This is a genomic window from Pseudoalteromonas sp. C2R02 (assembly GCF_018860845.1).
Lineage (GTDB): Bacteria > Pseudomonadota > Gammaproteobacteria > Enterobacterales > Alteromonadaceae > Pseudoalteromonas.
Window position 1 is genome coordinate 140,198 of the sequence record NZ_JAHKQC010000040.1, and the last position, 23,458, is coordinate 163,655.

Here is a 23,458-nt window from a genome sequence, read left to right on the forward strand (position 1 = left end):
GAGCTCTTTTGAAAATAAGCAAACGCCTAAACACTATCAATAATAGGATCATCAATCAGTACGATCATATTTGGGATTGCTGTTGTGATCATGGCCAATTAGGTATCACACTTTTGGCAAGAAAAGCTGCAACTAAAATTCATTTTGTAGATGTTGTTGCACCTCTGATGACTGAGCTTGAAAAAAAATTGAACCGGTTTTTTAGCGTTAATCCGGCTCATAAAAACTGGCAAGTATACTGTTTGGATGTTGCACGACTTCCTTTAGAAAATACACATAAAAACAGTAAACAATTAATTATTATTGCCGGTGTTGGCGGAGACTTATTGGTTGATCTCGTTAATAGCATCATTGAAAAACATTCAGAGCATGATTTAGAGTTTTTATTATGCCCAGTGCATCATCATTACAAAGTACGTACATCGCTAAATGAATTAGGCTTTGGTTTAATTGATGAAACTCTTATTCGTGAAAATAACCGTTTTTATGAAATATTACACGTCAGTAAAACAGCAAATAAAGCCATTCATCCAGTTGGCTCCAGCATGTGGGACTTTACCAGAAGAGATGATAGCGATTATCTTAAAAAAACAATTAAGCACTATCAGCGCATGGCCCAAAAGCCAGATAAAGAAATCTTAAATATCATTGCGCAATATCAAGCTCTAATAGTTAACTAGACTTGTAAGCTTATAACAGCAAGTCACCTTCTATCGGAATATAGTCTGTTGCACTGTTAATTAAAGCGGCAGCTGTTAGTTTAGCCACACCATATACATCGCAAGGAACATTAAATTTACCTTGAACACGCTCTAATAACATTGCAAAATCGCCATCACCTGACACTAAAATAACTCTATCTACTTCGCTGGCATAATCCATAATATCTAATGTAATGCCCACATCCCAATCACCTTTTGCACTACCATCAGCTCTTTGAATAAAAGGCTTTAATTTTACTTCAAACCCTATGGCTCTGAGAATATTTTGAAATTGCTTTTGCTTATCATCACTGCGCCCAATAGCATAAGCAAAAGCATACTTAACCTCTGCATTTTCAGTTACTTTCGCCCAAAAAGCATTGTAGTCAAAATTACGTTTATGGGCATCTCTACAGGTATAATATACATTTTGTACATCTACAAAAATTGCTATTTTTTCCACATTAAATCCTATTAATTTTTATTTTATTTTTTCGGTCATATAGGAACTATTTCAAATTAGTGCCTACACTTCTTTTAAAGGAATTAAAAATAAAATGATATGACAATAAAAAGTAATCTATCATACTCTTTAGCTATTTATGCCTTTTCATGCATTTTATGCTTCAAAGTAAATGCTCAAGAGCCTGAGTTTTCGGGGTTTTCACGATTAGTGACAGGTGCAACACTTGGAGATGATGCCCAATATGCAGGCCATCATGATGACTTTACCTTTAAAGCAGACAGTTTAATTGGCTTACAACTTGATATCGATATCGCTAAAAACCTATCTGCAACAGCACAATTGCTAGGAACATTAGATAAACAAAAACATTCTGGCTTAGAATGGCTGTATTTAAATTACACCCCAACCTCAGCTACCAGTATTAAACTTGGTCAATTAAGAACATCATTTTTTACCTTTAGTGATGTGCTTGATGTAGGTTATGCCTACCATTGGATCAAACCGCCAGAAGAAGTATATGCTTCCTTTTTCTTTTCTCATTTTGATGGTATTAACATTCAACATAACGTAGTTAACAAATCATTTACAACCAAAATTGAAGCTTTTTATGGTCAGTTTGATGATGAAGTCTCTTTTAATAATGTGACTTTTGAACCTAAAGTTGAGAAGTTTACAGGGCTTGCTTTAACAACAGAGTTAAATGCAATAAGTGTTCGTATGGCATACTCAAGCGGTGATGTATCTATTCATGATGAAGGTTTAACACCATTGGTTGCAGGTTTACAGCAAGTCAACCAAGGGCTTGCTGCTAATGCTCTATTATTAGATGGTAAAATGGAATATTACCAAATTGGGTTAAGTTATGATTCGTTAGATTATTTTATTAAAAGTGAATGGATTAATTTAAAACATGATTTTTATTTATTATCTGAAGGAGAATCATTTTATATCAGTGGTGGTTATCAATATGATGACTTTACTTTTCATTTAACATTCGCAGATAGAGATGATGAATATAATAACCCCCTTCCTGCATTATCCCTACCAGCAGTACCTGACTTTATGCCATTAATTCAAGGATACAACGCAGTAGGTACAAACTTAACCGAAGGTGACCAAAACTCCTGGACTTTAGGTCTCAGGTGGGATTTTAGCCCCGGGTTTGCATTTAAATCTGAAGCAAAAAAAATTGATTACAGCGCTAAAGCTCAAGCGGATACTCGCCTAGTTACTTTTGCATTAGAGTGGGTATTTCAATGAAACCTTTAACTAAAGCAGTTTTATTTTTTAACTTAGCAATGCCAAGTGCATTTGCTCAAGATCATATCTGGGTTGTTACACAAAAACTAGATAATGATATCGTTCTAAGCAAACAAGAAGTTCGCCAAATATATCTAGGCATTAATATATATTTAAGCGATGACGTTACTAGTTCTGCCATTACTCTGAGCCGTAAAAATCGAGTACGTTCACAGTTTAACGCTCAAGTGATAGGCTTAACAGAGTCAAGATTGCAGTCTTATTGGGCACATATGCGCTTTTCAGGCAGAAACAAGCCGCCAAAAGAGTATGACTCGATCCCCTCTTTACTTGAACATATTACAACTAATAAAGGCAGTATCGGTTATGTACCCGCTCAAACAGTTTTACCTGAGAATGTGGTCGTAATTTATCCTGAAAATTAGAGGTTAATACTGAGCCTACCCCCTAGTTCCTAACATCTCACCTATCCTTATCAGTACATATCAAAAGCAATATCGGTTTTGTGCCCGCCCAAACAATTTCACCTGAGAATGAGGTCGTAATTCACCCTGAAGATTAAAGATTAATACGGTTCCTAATTCCTAATTCCTAATCTCTAATCTCTAATCTCTAATCTCTAATCTCTAATCTCTAATCTCTAATCTCTAATCTCTACAAATGAACCACTTTATCATCTATACCTGCAAAGTGGTGTTTGCAATGAATTTGCTTAACCATACCTGGTAGTTCTTCAATAGGTACTGGTTTAGAAAAGTAATAACCTTGAATTAATTCACAGTTACTTTGCGCTAAAAAGTCAAACTGCTCTTTTGTTTCAACTCCCTCTGCACATATTTTTAAACCTAACTTTTTAGCTAAACCAATTATGCTTTCAACTATTAATCGGTCGCTATCTGAGGTAAATATTTTTTTGACAAACTGTTGGTCTATTTTTAAGGTGTTTGCTTGTACTTGGGTTAAATAACTTAACGAAGAATATCCAGTGCCAAAATCATCTAATGCAATTGAACAGCCAAGCTCATCTAATGCATTAAAAAACTTGCTAGATGATTCAAAATTCTCAATATATGATGATTCTGTTACTTCAAATTCAATAAACTGAGTATCGTTTTTATTAAGTTTAATTAAAGCCTCTATGTACTGTATAAAACCTTGCTTAGTGATATCTATGGCAGATACGTTAAATGAAGTAACTGTATCAAACCCTATGCTGTCTTTTATTTTAGATAAATCACCTAAACCTTGCTTTAAAACCCAGCGCGTAATGTCATGTACTCGCCCACAATGTTCTGCAACAGGTATAAATTCAGCAGGAGAAATTAAACCATCAAAACTACTATGCCATCTAATAAGCGCTTCAAAACCAACAACCCCTAGAGAAGGACTGACTTTAGGTTGGTAATATAATTTAAACTCATCTCTGTGAATGGCTTTAGCTAATTCATTAGCTAATAACATATGCCTATGCTGTACACTTTGCATTGCATCTTCAAATACCGCAAATTGCCCCCTACCGCCTTCTTTTGCTTTATACATGGCGACATCAGCATTACTAATTAAAGAAGCCGCATCAAATCTGTCTTTATCATTAAAAGCAATGCCCATACTTAACCCTGAGTGAATTTGCCATTCTTGAATATGAAAGTAATCAACAAAACTTTCTAAAATACGTTGCGCGATTGCAATTGCAGTCACATGACTTGGTAGCTCAGTTAATATGACTATAAATTCATCTCCACCTAAACGCGCTAAGGTATCGCCATCTCTTAAATGTGATTTTATTCTTTCACTTACTTGTTGTAATAATACATCACCTGCATGATGGCCTATCGTATCGTTCACTGTTTTAAAATCATCTAAATCCAAAAACATTACTGCTATTTCATAATTGTTTCTATGAGATTTACTCAGTTCTTGCTTTAGTAGTTCAGAGAATAACTTTCGATTTGGCAGCCCAGTTAGCTGATCATAATTAGCTAAATGTTTTAATGACTTTTGTTGTTTTAATAATTTAATCGTATGACGTTTATTTTCAATATCTTGTGTATTAATGATCGACAGCATTTTATTAATGTTTTTACCGAGAATGGATACTTCATCTTGACCATTGTTCTCATATCTTAACTGATAGTTTTTAGTATCTCCGACTGATGATACAAGTTGAGACAAATTAATTAGTGGTGTAATTAAGCCACTTTGCACCCAGTGAGATACTATAAAGATGACTAATATAATGACTAAAATTAAAGGAATAAGTTGGGTAAGAAATGATTTCATATTACTTGATAATTGATTAGATAAATCTGCTACTAATATTAAGTGGCCCGATGAAAAGTCTTTATCTCCAATCAAGTGAATTTCCATTAAACTCGACTGCGCAGTTAAACCATTATCTTGTAAAATTTGCGGCCAATTCATTTGTGCAAGTTGGTTTGGTGTGGTTTTAAATTTAGGATTTAAATATTGGGTCACAATGTTATTTGATTTATCTAAAATCAAGCCATACTTTATTTGCTGATACCTTTCTAATTTTAAAAGCGTGGTTGTTAAACCTATTAACTCAGGTTCATTTGAAGCTAAATAAGGAAAGAGTTCATCTGATAAGTTACTGCTTAAAGCGTAGAGGTTAGTTGCTAAGTCTTCTTTGTATAATTTTTGATGTTGATATAAAGTTAAAAAAGTGATTGCTAACGCGCATAAAAATACCACAAAAAAAGTGATCGATATGAGTTTTGTTTTAATGCTTAAATAGTTCAAATCCATTTTAATCCAATTTTGCATTTACCTTTTCTAAGCCTAGCACTTTGTATTTAAATTGCTTGAAAAGCTGAACTAATTTTCATAAAAAATGAATAAAAAAATATTTTTAAATAAAACAAATAATAATAGCTAATCCTTTATTTTTACTATAATAATTAAACTTAGTTAAAATTTATAAACTACTAATTAAAGGATTAGCTGCATGTTTAAAATGAATTTAAATCTATATTTTAAATTATTCACTTTTATTTTAAGCTTAACGGCTTCCCAGGCCCACGCTAATAAAATTTATAATATTTATTTAGATTCTGATTTTACCGGCACTAAAGCCTCTAGTTTATCAATTGAGCAAGGTATTGAAACTGCCTTATCAGAAATAAACCACAAGATTCTTGATTATCAATTTAAGGTCATAAAAAAAAACCATAGGGGTAACTCCTTACGAAGTAAACGTAACTTAGAAAGCTATTTAAAAAACCCAAATGCTTTGCTAGTTTTTTCCGGTTTGCACTCGCCACCGATATTAGCCAATAAAGACTTCATAAATCAAAACCGTATTTTACTATTAGATCCATGGGCAGCAGCTGGCTCGATTACACGCTCTAACACAGAGGAGAATTGGATTTTTAGACTATCTATTGATGATCAAAAAGCAGGATATGTCATTAGTGATAATGCATTTAAAGAAGGATTGAAAAAGCCATTTTTATTATTAGAAGATACAGGTTGGGGTCGCTCTAATGAAAAAACGATGACACGAGCACTTGCTAAAAAAGGCCTTAAGCCAACCGGAGTCAAGTGGTTTAATTGGGGATTAGGAATAAATAATGCCAAATTAACTTTAAGAGATATTGCTTTATCTGATGCCGATGTAATATTTTTTGTAGGAAACGCACCTGAAGGAAAAACGTTTGCCAAAGCCATATTTGAACTTAATCAATCAGAACGGCTACCGATTCGAAGTCATTGGGGGATCACTGGCGGAGATTTTGCAGACATCATTAACAAAAACATTCGAAAATCATTAGATTTACAATTTATACAAACTAGCTTTTCCTTTAATTCATCAAGTTTAGATGATTACTCCCTTGGTGTTTTTGAATCCGCAAAAGCGCAATATCCCCAATTATCTGTTCCCAAAGATTTAAAAGCACAAACAGGATTTATTCACGCATATGATTTAACCAAATTGCTTATTGCATCAATCAAACAAGCAGGATTAACAGGCGATAGAAACGTTGATAAACTCGCAATTCATCAATCACTTGAGTCTTTAACCTCCCCTGTAAAAGGGTTAATTAAAACCTATAAAAAACCATTTACTGCTTATGATAAAATGAACAATAATGCCCATGAAGCACTGACTTTTTCTGATTATGTCATGGCGCATTACGGTATTGATAATCAAGTTATTTTAATTAAATAAACACTGAACCTTTATATGAAAAAAATAACCATTTCATTCGCTCTGGCACGCTTTGTATTTTTAAGCAGCCTTGCGCTGGCACTACTCATTTCAGCTTTAATCAGCAATCAAATTGTGAATGTATTGAACTCTGAGCAAAATAAAGTGCTGCTACGAGAGATAAACCAAATAAATGATAACTATCATATATTTTTAGATAATCGACTGACTTTACTCAAAGAGCATTCAAATTTTCCGATTATGATACAAACTTTAATGCAGCCAGAATCAAACAAAGGCAAAATTGATGATTTTATGGCCGGTTTGCGTATATTAGGTAAAAACTATCGAATGAGTTTACTCGACTTTGAAGGTCAGCTAATACACTCAACTAATCCCGAATTAGATATTAATTATAAAAATAATCCGTGGGTAAAATGGATATTAAACAATGAAGAGATTGATGAGAAATCTCTGTCTAAAACTTCCGTTATAAAAATAAATAACGATTATTACTTTTCGATTGCCGTTGCAATTATTTATAACAATTCTATCGAAGGCATTTTAACAACTGAAATTCCTATTCAAGATATAAACGAAGGTTTAAATTCAGAACGGAGATTACAAGGTATCAGCATTAAAATAATACATAACAAACAACCACTTACCACCTTTGGGGCAGTCACCAATGGTGAACAAAAATCAATTTTCTGGCCTGAATTAAATTTATCATTACGCTTCACACTAGATAGAAGTACGATCAATTCAACACTTCACAATTTAATGGTACAGATCAGTTTTATCATTATTTTTGCTATTTTTATTATATCTTTGTTAGCCTACTTGTATGGCTATCGTTACTTTGTAAAACCACTATTATCCTTATCAAATGCAGCTGAAGAGTTAGACAAAGGCGAACATTACCGAGTTTTAGTAGGAGATAGTAAAATCAAAGAGCTATCATCTTTATTTTTGCAGTTTAATCAAATGCTCTATCAGGTTAAAAAAAGAGAGACTGATTTAAAAAATAGCTATGCTCAACTCGCTCAAGCAAATGATGAATTAAAGTTAAGTGAGTCTCAACTAGTGCAATCTGAAAAGATGGCCAGTATAGGTGTATTAGCGGCAGGTGTTGCCCATGAAATTAACAACCCTATTGGTTATGTCAAAAGTAATTTAGAGGTTTTAAGTGATTATATTGATACCCTAAAAGAGTATGAAGCTTCAATTTCTCAGGATCCAATCCTTATTGATAGTTCAAATTCACGATACAACGATCGAAAACAAGAACTGATTGAAAAACATGATATCGATTATTTATTTCAAGATATCTTTCCTTTAATAAAAAGCACTATCGGTGGTGTAGAACGCGTTGATGAAATAGTAAAAAGTTTGAAAGTTTTTGCCCGAGAAGAACAACCAAATAAAAGTCTCGTCGATATTAATGAAGGGCTAAATGCAACACTCAAAATAGTGTGGAATGAACTTAAATATAATTGTGATATTCATGTTGATTTAACAAAGTTGCCCATGACTTTAGCCTACCCAAGTAAGCTAAACCAAGTATTTATGAATTTATTAATTAATGCTGGGCAATCCATTGAAGAAAAAGGCGATATTTTTGTTCGGACTAAGGTCAAAAACAATAAGATTCTTATAGAAATTGAAGATACAGGGTGTGGAATATCACAAGATACTTTATCTCAAATATTCACTCCTTTTTATACCTCAAAACCGGTAGGTACAGGTACCGGATTAGGCTTATCTATCAGTCACAATATTGTCAAACAACATAATGGAGAAATATCTGTTGTTTCAGAGGTTAATAAAGGCAGTTGTTTCACCGTTGCGATCCCTTTAATAGAGCCTCAATCGCAAGACCTTACTTAGTTACTACCATAATAAGCTATTTTGCTATAAAGTAATTTGCTATCAACTGGCTTGGTAATTACATCATCCATTCCCGCTGCTAAACACTGTTTTTTATCATCTAAGCCTGCATTTGCCGTTAATGCAATTATAGGCGTAACTTTATTTTTCTGCCTGATAATCTCTGTAGCCTCAATCCCATCCATTTCAGGCATCATCATATCCATTAAAATCAAATCAAAATCTTGTTGCTGTAAAATATCAACGGCACCTTTTCCCGTTTCAACTAATATGACTTTATGATTTCTTTTTTCTAATAAAGCCTTTATCACCATTTGATTTGCGATATTATCTTCAGCCACTAAAATTGAGTAAGCAATATCAAGCTTGTCATCTTTCATACCATTTCGACTGTTTTCTAGCATAGTCTTTGATATTGGAATATAAGGAATTGAAAATTCAAACTGCGTAAACTCCCCTAATTTACTATTACATTGAATATTACCATCCATTAAAATCAATATTTTATTAGCAATACTTAAACCTAAACCAACCCCTTGTTGACGCCTCTTGATTGATGAGTCAACTTGAGAGAATGGGTCGAATAATTTAGTGATGTTTTCCTCTGATATACCCACACCAGAATCCCTAACAGAAAAAATTAAAACATCATGATTTAAAACGAGTGAAAACGCTATAGAACCTTTTTCTGTAAACTTGAAGGCATTGCCTAGAATATTAAAAAATATTTGTGCCAGACGAGTGGCATCGCTCAGTATTAGCTTTGGCACATTTTCATCAATTGAAACATTAAACGCTAATCCCAACTTAATAGCCTGGGTTTCAAATTGTTTGGTTATATTTTTAACTAAAAGATGTAAATTAACCGTGCTGTACTCTAGCTCTAATTTACCATTTTCAATTTTTGAAAAGTCTAATGTATCTGAAATAACGCCTTGTAATAACTTGGCACTACTGTTGATATAATCATGTAATTCCTGTTGTTCATGAGTCAAACCTGTATCTTGCATGAGCTCTAACATGCCTAAAATCGCATTCATGGGAGTTCTAATTTCATGAGACATCACAGCTAAAAACTGAGATTTAGCTTCACTTGCCCTTTCTGCTTTTTGCTTAGCTTGCTGTAAATCTATCTCTCTTTGTTTACTATAAGTGATATCTTTAGCAGTTCCCATATAACCTACATACTGGTTGTTATTATCAAAATTGGCATAACCACTTAATGACATCCAATAAATAACACCATCAGAACCAACTACTTCAAATTCAAAATCATACAACTCTTTCTTTTGACTTACTATATGAAGAAAATGACTCCATTTTTTTAATTGATTAGATTCATTATCGCTTCTTAGCTCTAAGGGCGTGCTACCAATAAACCCTTGGTATTTTTTATATTTAAGTCCATCATCAGAATTAGACAAATAGGTATATCTAAAGTCCTTATCTGTTTCCCAAAACCAATCGGAGGCTGTTTTAGCAAAACCTTTAAATCTCTGCTCACTCATTTTCAGAGCTAAAGTACGTTCATTTACTCTTTTTTTAATCCAGTAGTCTTGCTCAAACTGCACATAAGCTTGCTTTAATATCGGAGCAATCCTTTTCAACTGCAATATTTGAAGATCACTTACTGTTTGCTCTTCTGTAATCGTAAAAATGAACATGCCCTTTCGCTCTGAAAAATTAAAGCTAAATAGTAATGCTTTATTCATTTTTTGTTTTACTGGTAAAGGTTGTATTTCAAACTCTAAATCTTCGAATAAGTTTTCAGCAATAACGACTTCTTGATTAAAAGCCTCAGTGAACCTTTTGCAAATAGGCCAATATGTATCATTGAAGTCGGGATCTGTAGCACAAATACTTGTTAAAAAATTAGAAGATTGTATTTCACATTGATCTGCAATTGTGACAACTAAATTCTCAAAACAAAAAATAGGCTCTAGAGCGAGCCTCAGCCTAAACAGAGTCTCTTCATTTCCACGAGAAAAAGCTAAGCTTTCTATAAAATTAAGAACATACTTCTCACTGATCCCAATATCCGACAAATTCATTATTCCTTTAAAAAATTACATATCATAATAGTAGCTTAAAATGACTAAATTAATACAGTTCACGCATAAAGCTTTGCAATATGCGACACCTGAAAATATTAACATATTGCAAATGTGTTATTTTCAGATAGATATTAGATTTTTTAAGGAAACAAGCATTTATTACGCTATTAAACTATATTTATCTAACTGATTTTAAACACCATTAGCAAGAAGATTCAGCTACTTTTAAAACGGTTGTTTTACGGTTTTTAAAATTGGCTCAAAACTTGATTATTTAAACTTATGATTACTTATTTTGGAATTGAATTATGAAACTTGTATGTATCGGCGGCGGTCATGGATTAGCACAAGTACTTAGTGCTTTACGTCCATTAGATAATGACATTACAGCGATCATTTCAACAACAGATAATGGTGGCAGTACAGGTAAATTAAGAGAAGCTAAAAATTGTATTGCTTATGGTGATATAAGACGTTGTATTTTATCACTGGCAAATCCTAATAATCTACTAAGTGTTATTGCCGAACAACGCTTTGAAGACGCTGGTGAGCTTTCAGATCACGCACTAGGTAATTTAATTTTGCTTGGTCTTTCTCAAGTAACAAAAACACCGACTCAAGCAATTTATTGGTTATGCCAATTACTAGAGGTACAGCAAACAATTTTGCCTATGAGCAATGAAGTTACTGATTTATCAGCCACGCTTCTCGATGGTACTCAAATCAATGGCGAATGTGAAATTGATACCTTAAAAGAACTACCTGATAAGCTAACATTAACTAATCCTGTAGATGCGCCTGAAGAAGCAATTAATGCGATTTTAGAAGCTGACTTTGTTTTTATGGGTCCTGGTAGCCTACTGACCAGTGTATTGCCTGTTTTATTAGTTGAAAACATTCAAAAAGCTTTAAAAAGCACTATGGCAACTCGTATATTCATTGGTAATAAGTCAGAAGAAACAAGTGTCGCTTCTTTAATCAAAAATCAAGAAAATGAGCAATGGGCTTCAAAAATTTTAGGTTTTAAGTTTTATGATCTTATTTTAGGGCAAGATGCAATTATGGCTTTAGATAATAGATTGTCACATTTTGACGAGCTAAATAAAGAGTCTAACTTACATGATGTTGAACAATTACAACATGTTTTAAAACAGCTTATTTGCTCTAAACCACATCAAAGCAATGTTAATCAATTGAATACTCAGGTAATTCATTAGGTATATTTTATGGCTGATAGCAACGTTTTTTCGCTGATGTCTGATAACTGTTTAAATAACAAATTCAGTGCTAATGTATTATTATTTTTACCTTCAGACTCTATTTTCTCACATAAACTGCCCAGAGTTTCTGCGCCATATGTACGAGCACTACTTTTGATGCTGTGGCTAATTAAAATAACAGTATCTAACTGTGCTTGTTCATGTGCAATTTCAAGCTCTTGTACTAACTTTTTAGTCTCACTAATAAAAATTAACATCAACTGCTTTGATAAATCTTCACCGATATCATTTTGTAGTTTTAAAACAGTTTCTTTTACAAACATAACAATTCCTTTTAGCAGGTAATAATATGAAAAAACACATTATTTTATTTGTTGATTCAGGGTTATATGGTGGCATTGAATCTCATATAGTTCAACTTTCTAAGCTTTTGCAAGATCACCAGTTTGATTTAAAAGTACTTTTCTATCAAGAGCATAATAATGTCTTTTTATATAATCAATTAAAAAGGCACAATATTAACTACCACGTATTAAACGGCAAGTTTTTTTCTTTATTCTCTTACTTAAAAAATCAAACTTTCCCTTACATATTACACACTCATGGATATAAAGCTGGGATTTTAGGTCGGCTTATTTGTAAGTGCATTGATCGTCCTTGTGCGTCAACTTACCACGCAGGAGAAACGGGAACTGGCAAAGTTAAGGTTTATAATTTACTAGATAAATTTACCAGTTTTCTATCTATAAACTTTGCTGTATCAGATCAAATAGCTCGAACAATTTCCAACGCCACTGTTTTAGACAATTTTGTATCTCCTAAAGAGTTTAATTACATATCACCCTCGGAAAAAATAAAAATTGGCTTTGTTGGCAGGCTTTCTTTTGAAAAAGGCCCTGATATATTTATACAAGTTGCGCAGCAGTTTATTAATAATGATGTTTTTAGTTTCCATATATATGGCGATGGACCTATGCGGGGGCAACTGGAAGAAAACGCACCTCGTAATGTCAATTTTCATGGCCATCAAGATGCTAAAACTATCTGGTTAAACATTGATGTGCTGATGATCAGCTCTCGTCAAGAAGGATTACCTTTAGTGTTATTAGAAGCGATAAATAACTGTACTGCTGTAATAAGCACTCAAGTTGGCGCGGTAAATAAAGTAATAGAACATCAACTTGAAGGATTAATTTGTAATGATATTTCGAGCCAGTCTCTTAGTTCAACATTAACTTCGTGGCTGCAATTAAATGATCAGCAAAAATTATTATTAATAAAAAATGCTTATAATAGAGTTGCACAATATTTCAGTGGTAAACAACAACTAAAACTACTAATTAATGGCTATTCGAAAGCAATAAAGAACTCAGGTAATAACTTATAAACTCTTGCCCTACAAGCAAATAAAGAGCGTAAATACGCTCTTTATGTTCTTTACCACTACTTTATATTTATTCAAATTTATTTTTAATAACCAATAACTCTTGTTTTATAGATAAAAAAGCACACACTAAAGTAGGGTCAAAATGAGAACCTGCGCCCTTTTCTATTTCTTTAAATGCAGATTCTATTGACCAAGCATCTTTATAACTGCGTTTCATAGTAAGGGCGTCAAACACATCTGCAATCATGACTATGCGCGCACAATACGGTATCTGCTCTTTTGATAATCCATTTGGGTAGCCTGAACCATCCCATTTTTCATGGTGGTTTTCTGCAATTTCAGCTGCGAGTTGAAATAATGGTGTATCACTTTTAGCTAAAATATCTCGTCCTATGATTGTATGTGATTTCATCGTGTTCCACTGTGTTTGTGTGAGTGAACCTGGTTTTTTCAGAATATTATCAGGGATCCCTATTTTACCTGTATCATGCATAGGCGCTGCCATTTCGAGTAATTCACATTCTTCACTATTCCAACCAACTTTTTTTGCTAATTGCGCAGAATAAGCAGCCATGCGCCAAATATGTACACCAGTATCATTATCATTGTAATGCCCTGCCTCACCTAACATGAAAATTGCCGCTTTTTGACTTTCTAATAATGCTTGGGTACGCTCCCTGACTTTCAACTCTAATTGGGATGCATAATTTTTTTGTGCCGCTTGTGCACGACCTAATGCGATATAAGTTGAAATTCTACGTAAAGCGACTTCTCTTTGAATAGGAAAGTTAAGGTGATCAACAATATCAAGATCAAAGCCCTTTTCTATTTCCTTCTGTGATTGGGTTAATAAAATAATGGGAATGTTTTGGGCTAGGCAAGTATCTTTTTTTAGCTCATTACAAAAATTAAATTGAAAATTATCACCATAATCAACTAATTTTGCATCAAGTAAAATTATATCTGGCACATTTAATTTTAAACAACTTCTTGCCATATCAAGATCTAAAGCAACATTCATATCATACCATTCGTTGAATATTGTATTTAATAAAATAAATTTATCTAAAGATCCAATCACCATAAGTGTATTTTTTTTCATATCAAATACCTTATCTCAATTTTATTTCACTACAGCTTTACCATTAATTGCAATAAAACCTGTATCGTGAGCAACTGCTAAAGAAGTTTCAGCAAAGGGAATTAAAGCATCGCAAGACAACTCATTAAGATATGAAATACCAATTGAAAGTTTTAAAAAAGGGAAGTTTTCTTGAAGGTTATTAGTAAAATGTTCTGCAACAATAACTGCACCTGACGCATTTGTTTCTGGCAGTAGTATCGCAAATACATTTTCTTTCCATGTAACCATAATATCTGAAATGCGATTAGGCAAACAAGAGATCCAACCTGATACATCATCGCTTTCATTTTTGCTATTTTGCATTGCTACTTTTTCAACTTGAAAAAGCATCAAACATAGATATCGATTATGACGCTTAGCCCTGCATATTTCAGCATCTAAACGAACGCTTTCAAAATACCTTCTAGAGCAAAGCCCTGTTTTAGGATCATGCAATGATAGCTCTGCACTTTTTTTTGTATTAAGACCTCTCTCAACCCTTATTAATAGCGCTTTAATATCAAAAGGTTTTTTTATGTAATCATCAGCACCACTACTTAAAGCTTTAACTTCGGCTGTCAGTTCGGCCGTTAAAAATATAATCACGGTTGTATCTAATTGAGGATTGCTACGTAAAATATCACATGCTTGAAGCCCATCCATTACGGGCATTCTAATATCCATTAATATTAAGTCGGGTATTTTTTTTTGCGCTACCTGAACCGCCTCTTCCCCATTATTAGCTTCCATAATGTGAATTTCATAATTTAATTTTTTAAACTTAAACCTAATATGTCGTATTAAAGAATCTCGGATATTTTTTTCATCATCTACGATTAATACGCTTTTATAATTCGCCATTTAGCAGCCTTATATCATTTAATATAATTAGATATAAGTTAATCAGCAAGTGATATGCCACAATCCAACACAACAATAAAATGTTAAAATTCAAAAAGTTAAAAACAAACATTGATTTTCAATGCTAATTAATCAATCTATTAGATATAAAAAATGCAAAGCTCTCAATAAGCTTTGCATTTTGCTAATTATGTCCGTGTCACTTAAGCTATAGAACCTTGTTCTTGCCAAGTTTTCATTTTTCTATATATAGTGGAAGGGCTCACATCTAGCATTGCAGCAGCTTTTGGTATGTTGTTATCACACAGCGCAATAGCCTGTTCTATATAACACTTTTCAACGACCCATAATGGTTCAATAGTTTGCACTGAGTTTGCTTGCTTTACCTGTATTTGATTACTCGCAATATCACTTATGCCCTCACTTTGATGCACTGGAGGTGCATTATAATTTTGTTGAGCTATATTTGTAGCGCTTTGCTCTGAACTAGGTAATGAAGGCAGCATATGCGGTTCGATTACAAGTGCGTCATTTAAGACTAAAGTATTTCTAACTATATTTTCTAACTGCCTCACATTGCCAGGCCAATTATATTGAATCATCGTTTGTTTTGTAGCAAATGACATCTCTTTATAATTTCTCTCTTCTTCTTTAGCTATTTTCTTAAATAAGAAATCAGCAATTTCTACAACATCATTTTCTCTTGCTTTTAAAGAAGGTAATTCTATTGGGATAACATGTAATCGATAATACAAATCTTCTCTAAATCGCCCTTCATTTACTTCAACTAATGGATCGCGATTAGTCGCACACACAAAGCGTACATTTACCTTTTCTAACTTTTCGCTACCGACCTTTTGAAAGGTGCCGGTTTGAATAAATCGTAATAACTTACTTTGCAGATTAAGCTGCATTTCACAAATTTCATCTAAAAATAATGTCCCACCATTTGCCTGACCTGCTAAACCTTCTCGATTATTTGTAGCCCCAGTGAACGCCCCTTTCACATGGCCAAAAATCTCACTCTCAATTAAATCTTTAGGAATAGCTGCACAATTTAATGCTATAAAAGGTGCTTTACTTCTTGGGCTCGCTTGATGAATGGCACCAGCACATAACTCTTTACCTGTACCACTTTCACCAGTAATAAAAACCGTTGCTTTACTTGTCGCTGCATTGCCAATGATTTGATAAACAGACTGCATTATTTTTGAGCTGCCAATTAAGTCATAAAAACGGCCGTTTTCATATTTTTTCTGATAGTTTGATACTTTTTCACTTAATGTTTTTAATTTTAATGCATTATTTACAGTGACACGAAATCGGTCGGCATCAATGGGTTTTTCAAGAAAATCAGTAGCGCCTAATCTAATTGCTTTTACCGCGAGCTCTTTACTGGCATGTCCTGTTAAAACGATTACTTGGGGGCGATTTTCGGCTCCTAAATTAGCTAAAATATCCATACCATTCATATCTGGTAGCATAATATCTAATAATATAAGTTGCGGTTGATTCTCAGCTAAAAAAGCTAAAGCTTGCTCACCAGTGCTTGCTACATAGGTATTAATCCCTGTCGGAATTAAATAACTTTCATACAACCGAGATAGGGACTCATTGTCTTCTACAATTAAAACACTTGGTGCCATAAATAACGTCCTTATAATTCAAACTTATAGTTTAATTAAGGACTAATAAGCTTGAATCGTCAATCGAAAAATATAAAAAAACGCTTTATCTGCAATCACTTATTACATCCGTGGCACCTCAAAGCTAAAGTAGTTTTTCCCTTGAGTGATAGTATATTGATAATCATCAAAATAATGTTTTATTAAAGCTAACCCCATGCCTCCCTCTACTAGGCCTCCCTCATCAATTTCCCAGTGTGTTTCTCCACTTTTAAGTAGCTCACAGTAAAGTGTTGGATCTATTAAAGTAATACGTATTTTATCTCCTAAATCACTTAAAACTAAAGTGACAGCCTCATCTTCTCCATTGCTATGACGTAATAAGTTAGACAAATATTCGGTCATTACTAAACCTGATTTATCAATGTCATCCTCACTGACAGGTATGTTTTTTAAAATGCATAGCAAAGTTTGCCTGATCAAAGTCAATGCAGCCCAAATTAAATTAAATCGTCGATAATACAGAGTCGACATATTCCCTCCTAAGGGCAATGAAATAGCCATTGTTGTTTTTTTATGATATTTAATAACCATCTTTGAATTTTTGGAAACTTCACTAAGCGATTTTTAATCGTTGAAATAAGCTGAGGTCCTAGTGGGGGTAGATATTGCTGCATAACAACATATGATATGTTTTTAAAACCCGCTAACTGAATCTTAGTTTGCGCTTCTAATAAATCGCTTTCACTATTTTTACCTAAAGCGGCGCAAACCAAAGTTAAATCTGTAAATTTACTCACAACATGTAATGGAATATTCATTTTATTAACCCTTAGAGCGGGTGACATATCAATTAGAATATATTCAAATTCTTGTTGTAGTCTTAAGATTGCTTCGTTTAATACATTAGATTCACGTGCTTTCTCTATATCAATCAAACCACTCAAACTCAAAAATGGTACTTTTTTTAACTCTATAATATTTAACTGACAACTAATATCACTAAAACACCAGTCTTCAACCTGCTCATTGAAGCCTAAAAATTGTGGTTTAATTGGTTGAAACTGATTTAACTCAACTACTAATACTGACTTTTTGGCTGACATAATTTTAGACGCCAAAGAAAATGTAACTGAAGATGTGCCCTCAGTGCCATATGACGAGATTAAGGTAACAACTTTAGCATCTTGATCTTTCACTTGTTGAAATAAGCTTTCAATCTCTTGGTATTGTGGTGGGATTATTTTCATTTCAACCTCCTCCTTCAAAGATTTCATGATTACAAGCCAATAACTAAAGCGGCAATTGTTAAGATATCTCTCAGCCAGGTTTTTGTATTAGCCGTTATATCATCTTTATCTGAAGGAATATAAACGGTATCCCCAGCGCGCAATACGGGAATATTTGCCGAATTTGGATTCTTTATAAACTTTTCAAAATCAAACACTCTTGCTTGCTCTTTACAACATGAATGGTTAATAACAACTATTTTATCAATTAAAGCGGTATTACTTGGCCCACCTGCTTCAGCCAAAATATCTAGTAAAGACATTGAATCATCAAAGCTATAACGACCGGGCTTTTCAATTGCGCCCATTATTCTGACAACACTTTCTTTTGGCTTACTTAGCCAGTCTTTATTTTTTTCTGGTACATAAATTGTGTCACCCGTTAATACTTTAGGAAATAAAGTTTCATCTCCGGTTTCAAAGTATAGTGCCAAATCTAATTTAGACACTCTTGCCTGACTCCCGTTACGGTGTGTTATACGTATATTACGAATATCTGCATTTTCATTTGTACCATCAGCAGCTGCTAAAATATCTAAAAAATGTAACTCATCATTAAAACCATATCTTCCAGGTGAACCGACTTGCCCTATAACATAAATAGAGCTGTCAGGGCTTTGCCTTACCCATTGAGATTTATTATCTTTAGGATCATGTGGTAACTCTTCAACGATAATGGTATCACCGGCCTGAAGTTTAGGTAATGGATAATCATTAGAATTACTAGAGGCATATTTATCTAAACTAAATCTCATAGCCACTTGGCCAGCACGAACAATTTTGATGTCATTAAGATTGGCTGCTTTTGTTGGCCCACCAGCATGTGAAAATAGATCTGTGAAATCCATTTCATCGCTCCATTCATAACGCCCTGGTTCATTCATAGCACCAATTATTTTGATTGCTCTTTTTGGCGAAACCTTTAACCAACTTTTTTCATTAATATCGGTTTTTTCTGGTACAAAAATCACATCACCTGGGTTTATTAAAGGTAACTTTTGATCTGTAAACCCTTCCGTATAAGCTAATAAGTCAAATTGTTTACTCTCGCCAGCTTTTGTTAATATTTTAATTTGTCTGGTTTCGGCATAGCGTGTAGGACCGCCCGCATTAGCAAGAATATCCATAAAAGACACTTCCTTACTAGCCTCATAGCCACCTGGTTTTGGCACTTCACCCATAATATAAACAGTGCTAGCCGTTGTATTAACATCATCAACAACAATTGGTACAAATATTGTTGTTCCAGGCTCTACCACAGGTAATAAGCTGCTATCACCGGTATCTAAGAATTGTTTCAAATTAAAAATTGTGGGTTCACCTGAACCTATTACACGAATTTTTGTCACATCAGCATATCGTGTAACACCTTCTGCACGCATTAATGCATCTACAATTGTCATATCGGGTTTAAATGAAAAGCTTCCAGGGCGATGTAACTCACCAAATAAAGTCACCGCTTTTTTATTTTCGCTAGCATCTCCTGTTGCTGTTAAAGTTTGTGCATCAAAATCAACCTGAACATTGCCTATTAATTTAGAAACAGGCACAAATACAGTATCACCGGTTTTTATAGTTGGTAATAAATCAACATTTCCTGAGTCTAAATAGGCTTTATAATCAAATTCAATGACTTCACCTGAGCGACGAATTTGCATCTGGTCAAGTTGCGCACCAGGTCTTAATCCTCCCGCTTTATTGATAACCATTTGAATGTTACCTTTTTCAGATATGGTTATTTGAGAGGGGGTATTTACATAACCTAATACGGTAACCAATAAATCACGTGAACGCACTTCAAGGTAGAAACGAGACAACTCACGATAAAACCCTGCAAGTCTTAATTTAAGTTCAGATTCAACCCGTGAGGGTAGCTTTCCTGCAACCTTAACTTTGCCGATTTCTGGTAAAGTAATGTTGCCTTCTTCATTAACTTCAAATACTTTTTCAAATTCAACTTCACCTGGAATATATAAAAATATCTTATTGCCGATATCAATTTCTTGCTCACGGTTAGGCTCTAATGCAATAGATGATGCGCTATAGAAAAATACTGATAGCAATATAAATATAAGATTACGCATAATCTACTCCCTAATCCTTTTGATTTTTATTTGTATTTAATTTGTGTGTCCATTTTGTTAAAGGTACTGCGCTATTTTCTTTTTTTTCTATCACTTCAAAACTTTTATCTGTCGTTTTAACTGCCAATATATAAGCATTCACTCTGCGGTCTGAATGACGTTTTGCTTTTTTATCATTTAAATTAGATTCAGCACCAGGTGGTACAAAAGGCTGATTACTACCTTGGGTTAAAGTTTGCAATGATTCACCATCAACGCCATATACTTTTAACCAATGCTTTACTTGCTCCGCCCTTTTAAAGGCTAATTCATAATTGGCATTATCTTGGCCAACAGCATCTGCATGACCGACTAATAAAATTCGAATACCGTCTGCCAATTTAATTAATTCAGCAACTTGTGCAATGCGAGTCATAAATTTAGGGGTTATCTGAAAGTTATTTATCGCAAACTGATTATCACTATTAAGCAAGGTTTCAATACGTGATATTAGTTCTTGATTATGAGTATCGCTTTCTTTCTCATCGTTTTCAGTGACTGCAGGAACACACTGAGTTTGCGCTATAATAATTTCAAAATGGCGCTCAAGCTGATTTAATTGATGATATAAAACCCTTAAATCTGCTTGTGCATCAGAAAGCATATCGGCAGAAATTTCCCTTTGTATTCGATTTAACATCAGATTCGCTTGATGTAATTGAGCCGGCATGCATAATTTAATTCCTCTGCTTTTTAATAAATTAAGCTTTATTGATAAATGATCAAATTCCGTTTGCAAATGTTGCTTATTTTGCCAGTACCAAGTATCTCCATACTCCACACCTTCTGGAGGGAAACTTTCAGCCCAACCTCCTCGACCTTCTTCTGGCCAACTAGCGCAACCAGACAACGCATTTATTAAAATAGCTAAACTAATTGAATTCAAATATTTCATATTTACATCCTTTTAAATCTAAAACGTTAAAGCGATTTTAAATCATCAATAAAAGTAATAGTGCGATCTACTCTTAATAATTTCATTAGCTTATTTGGCTGCCCTGCTACTTTTAATAAAAGAAGTTGTACACCTCGCTTCTCAATTCTTTTATATAAATACACCATAGCTCCTATACCTGAAGAATCAATAAATTCAGTAGAACCAAAGTCTAAAACAATTGTAGACTTATCTGTTGTTACTAAATCATCAAACTGATCTCGGTATTGATCTACTGATAAACCAGAGAAATCACTTGGTAAAGTTACTATTAAAGTATTTTGCTGTTCTGAAGCTTGAGTATGTGCATTCATGGTAATACCTCATTGGGATATTTAAATTTGATTTATATAGTAATATCCAAAATGAGTGCCAATATATTTTTTATTAAATTACAATGAGTTAGTTGTTTCTTATATTTTAAAATCGCACTTTGCAACGATTATTGCAAAGTGCGAGAGGAGTGATTTTCAAATTAAAAATAAATGGGTTACTGCCCTTTACCTGTAAAAACAATATAGATTGTCCTAACTAAAATATCACATTCCATTTTTATCCATTGTGATACTGAGCACATAGCCAATACATAGGCATAGTCCCATGCTATTTTTGACTTTACATCATCTAAGGATTCATCATAGCCGTTCATTACCTGCGCAAGCCCTGAAATACCAGGTTTAACACCAAAAGTACGTTGACTATAAAATGGAATACCAGATTCTAGTTTACTATAAAAAACAGGCCTTTCAGGTCTAGGTCCGATCAAAGACATTTCACCTTTTAACACATTAAAGAATTGCGGTAATTCATCTATTCTTGTCTTTCTTAAAAATAAGCCTACTTTAGTAATTCGTGAGTCCTGTTTACTTGCCCAAACAGCACCAGTTTTTTGCTCCGCATCAACTACCATAGTTCTGAGCTTATATACATTGAACAATTCAACAAAGTGGTCTTCAAATTTACCTACGCGTTGCTGTTGATAAAATACAGGCCCTTTAGAACTCAACTTAATAGCAATACCTGCAAATAACATTATTGGCGCTGATAAAATCAAACCTATAATAGATCCCAAAATATCAATACCACGTTTTATAGTTGATACTAAAACAACTTGATTATAATGACTGGTACTTTTAGTTGATTTGGTTCTTTTCCAAGGTTTACGATAAACCCCAGACATTAACCTAAAAATACCAATAAATGCAGCACCGTAGCCTGACATTAAATAATTAATATCATCAATAATAGGTAGCTTTTTATTAATCTTAAACATAGATTTTAATACTCCTAAAATAATCACAGAACCTAATCCTAGCAATAAAGCACCTGCTAATTCATTGTTGTCATAACCCGCCAAAATACTTAAAGTTATTATCGATAACATTAATATTAATGGCATCATGCCTCGCAATACTTTGTGAGACAAAAATGAAAAAGTAAGCGGTAAATTTTTGAAATAACATAAGTGTTTCAATAAAAATATTTGTTGAAAATTACCAGCACCAATTCTAATGCGCCTAGCTTGGTCTACATCTTGCGTATCATCATCCATCTCAATGATATTAAGGCGTTGATCTATTATTGATTTATGACCCTCACTTAAAGCCATCATAGATAAAACAAAATCATCATTTATTGTACTGACAGGCAATACTTGGGTTAACTCACTTCTCATCGCAAAAAAAGCACCCGGAACACCAATTACGGCACCTAAATGTGACTCTTTGTATTTAATATCATTTTGATATTTCCAGTATTTTTGCTGTTGCTCAGATGGACTGTTATAAAATTGATAAACACCTGAGACCACACCTAACGCTTCATCTTCAAAATCATCCACTATGACTTCAAGCGCATCAATACTCGTAATAGCGCTAATATCGCTAAATAATAAAATGTCATAATGTTGCTTTTGATTTGCTATTAAATGATTTAAAGAGGTCAGTTTTCCTTGATTTTTATCAAAAACATGTAACTGACAAGCAACATGCTGTTGATGTAATTGTGCGATCGCAACTTCTGCTAACTCTTGCGTATTATCAGTACAACCATCCAATAGTAGATGGATCTCAAATTTACTTGACGGATACTGCAAAGCAGCTAAGTTAAATAATTTTTGTTGAATATATTGAGCTTCGTTATGAGCACATAGCAATATGCCTATTGAAGGAAGTTTTTGCTCCTCTTCACTAGCATATCTATTACTCTTTTTTTCAGATAACTCATTACGCTTCACCATCCGAGTCACAAAAGTTAATAATTTTGGGTATAGTAAATGATGATAAATAAAAGCGAATGCACAAATTCCTATGATAGCCCACATTAAATTTAACAATGATGAAGTCATAATTTCACTC

20 protein-coding genes are annotated in these 23,458 nt (G+C 33.5%); 7 read left to right on the forward strand and 13 right to left on the reverse strand.

The window, feature by feature from the left end:
• Positions 1 to 8 precede the first annotated feature (8 nt).
• A complete protein-coding gene (locus tag KO527_RS18720) occupies positions 9 to 680 on the forward strand; it encodes a tRNA (adenine(22)-N(1))-methyltransferase TrmK (RefSeq protein WP_216041784.1) in 672 nt (223 codons plus the stop codon).
• Between the two features lie 10 nt (positions 681 to 690).
• Here KO527_RS18720 and KO527_RS18725 read toward each other — a convergent pair whose 3' ends face one another.
• Positions 691 to 1,164 (reverse strand): NYN domain-containing protein, encoded by a 474-nt coding sequence (locus KO527_RS18725; RefSeq protein ID WP_216041785.1) that lies wholly within the window; start codon positions 1,162 to 1,164, stop codon positions 691 to 693.
• Positions 1,165 to 1,263: 99 nt separating this feature from the next.
• On the opposite strand from KO527_RS18725, the gene KO527_RS18730 reads away from it, so the two are divergent.
• Complete coding sequence (locus KO527_RS18730) at positions 1,264 to 2,427, forward strand: hypothetical protein (RefSeq protein ID WP_216041786.1); 1,164 nt, start codon at positions 1,264 to 1,266, stop codon at positions 2,425 to 2,427.
• Complete coding sequence (locus tag KO527_RS18735) at positions 2,424 to 2,852, forward strand: hypothetical protein (RefSeq protein WP_216041787.1); 429 nt, start codon at positions 2,424 to 2,426, stop codon at positions 2,850 to 2,852. Before KO527_RS18730 ends, KO527_RS18735 begins: the two co-directional genes overlap by 4 nt.
• A 229-nt stretch (positions 2,853 to 3,081) precedes the next feature.
• Here KO527_RS18735 and KO527_RS18740 read toward each other — a convergent pair whose 3' ends face one another.
• Positions 3,082 to 5,211 carry an EAL domain-containing protein gene (locus tag KO527_RS18740; RefSeq protein ID WP_216041788.1) on the reverse strand — a complete coding sequence of 710 codons (2,130 nt, stop codon included), beginning with the start codon at positions 5,209 to 5,211 and terminating at the stop codon, positions 3,082 to 3,084.
• A 181-nt stretch (positions 5,212 to 5,392) separates the two neighbouring features.
• Between KO527_RS18740 and KO527_RS18745 the strand changes: the two genes are divergently transcribed.
• Both KO527_RS18745 and KO527_RS18750 read left to right on the forward strand, forming a co-directional pair.
• Positions 5,393 to 6,616, forward strand: a complete 1,224-nt coding sequence (locus KO527_RS18745; protein WP_216041789.1) for an ABC transporter substrate-binding protein — start codon at positions 5,393 to 5,395, stop codon at positions 6,614 to 6,616.
• 15 nt (positions 6,617 to 6,631) lie between these two features.
• Entirely contained in the window at positions 6,632 to 8,485 is a 1,854-nt protein-coding gene (locus tag KO527_RS18750; protein WP_216041790.1) for an ATP-binding protein, read from the forward strand.
• On the opposite strand, the gene KO527_RS18755 is transcribed toward KO527_RS18750, so the two are convergent.
• The gene (locus KO527_RS18755; protein WP_216041791.1) at positions 8,482 to 10,536 is read right to left on the reverse strand and encodes a response regulator; all 2,055 of its coding nucleotides are present in this window, start codon (positions 10,534 to 10,536) and stop codon (positions 8,482 to 8,484) included. The two genes, KO527_RS18750 and KO527_RS18755, sit on opposite strands and share 4 nt — an antisense overlap.
• A 311-nt stretch (positions 10,537 to 10,847) precedes the next feature.
• On the opposite strand from KO527_RS18755, the gene yvcK reads away from it, so the two are divergent.
• Entirely contained in the window at positions 10,848 to 11,756 is a 909-nt protein-coding gene (gene yvcK, locus KO527_RS18760) for a uridine diphosphate-N-acetylglucosamine-binding protein YvcK (RefSeq protein WP_216041792.1), read from the forward strand.
• On the opposite strand, the gene KO527_RS18765 is transcribed toward yvcK, so the two are convergent.
• A complete protein-coding gene (locus tag KO527_RS18765) occupies positions 11,753 to 12,082 on the reverse strand; it encodes an Hpt domain-containing protein (protein ID WP_216041793.1) in 330 nt (109 codons plus the stop codon). The genes yvcK and KO527_RS18765 overlap by 4 nt on opposite strands.
• Positions 12,083 to 12,108: 26 nt before the next feature.
• Here KO527_RS18765 and KO527_RS18770 point away from each other — a divergent pair, with 26 nt between their 5' ends.
• A complete protein-coding gene (locus KO527_RS18770) occupies positions 12,109 to 13,146 on the forward strand; it encodes a glycosyltransferase family 4 protein (RefSeq protein ID WP_216041794.1) in 1,038 nt (345 codons plus the stop codon).
• Positions 13,147 to 13,213: 67 nt separating this feature from the next.
• Here the strand turns inward: KO527_RS18770 and KO527_RS18775 are convergent, their stop codons facing one another.
• From KO527_RS18775 to KO527_RS18815, 9 genes are all read right to left on the reverse strand, one after another.
• Positions 13,214 to 14,248, reverse strand: coding sequence for an HD domain-containing phosphohydrolase (locus KO527_RS18775; RefSeq protein ID WP_216041795.1), 1,035 nt, complete (start codon positions 14,246 to 14,248; stop codon positions 13,214 to 13,216).
• A 21-nt stretch (positions 14,249 to 14,269) separates the two neighbouring features.
• A complete protein-coding gene (locus KO527_RS18780; RefSeq protein WP_216041796.1) occupies positions 14,270 to 15,130 on the reverse strand; it encodes a response regulator in 861 nt (286 codons plus the stop codon).
• A gap of 203 nt (positions 15,131 to 15,333) precedes the next feature.
• Complete coding sequence (locus KO527_RS18785; RefSeq protein WP_216041797.1) at positions 15,334 to 16,776, reverse strand: sigma-54 dependent transcriptional regulator; 1,443 nt, start codon at positions 16,774 to 16,776, stop codon at positions 15,334 to 15,336.
• Between the two features lie 102 nt (positions 16,777 to 16,878).
• Entirely contained in the window at positions 16,879 to 17,289 is a 411-nt protein-coding gene (locus KO527_RS18790) for an ATP-binding protein (RefSeq protein ID WP_216041798.1), read from the reverse strand.
• Between the two features lie 8 nt (positions 17,290 to 17,297).
• Complete coding sequence (locus tag KO527_RS18795) at positions 17,298 to 18,005, reverse strand: capsular biosynthesis protein (RefSeq protein ID WP_216041799.1); 708 nt, start codon at positions 18,003 to 18,005, stop codon at positions 17,298 to 17,300.
• A 29-nt stretch (positions 18,006 to 18,034) separates the two neighbouring features.
• The gene (locus tag KO527_RS18800) at positions 18,035 to 20,128 is read right to left on the reverse strand and encodes an SLBB domain-containing protein (protein ID WP_216041800.1); all 2,094 of its coding nucleotides are present in this window, start codon (positions 20,126 to 20,128) and stop codon (positions 18,035 to 18,037) included.
• Between the two features lie 10 nt (positions 20,129 to 20,138).
• Positions 20,139 to 21,062, reverse strand: coding sequence for an OmpA family protein (locus KO527_RS18805; protein WP_216041801.1), 924 nt, complete (start codon positions 21,060 to 21,062; stop codon positions 20,139 to 20,141).
• Positions 21,063 to 21,088: 26 nt separating this feature from the next.
• Positions 21,089 to 21,415, reverse strand: coding sequence for an STAS domain-containing protein (locus KO527_RS18810; protein WP_216041802.1), 327 nt, complete (start codon positions 21,413 to 21,415; stop codon positions 21,089 to 21,091).
• Positions 21,416 to 21,591: 176 nt separating this feature from the next.
• Entirely contained in the window at positions 21,592 to 23,448 is a 1,857-nt protein-coding gene (locus KO527_RS18815) for a sugar transferase (RefSeq protein ID WP_216041803.1), read from the reverse strand.
• Positions 23,449 to 23,458 lie beyond the last annotated feature (10 nt).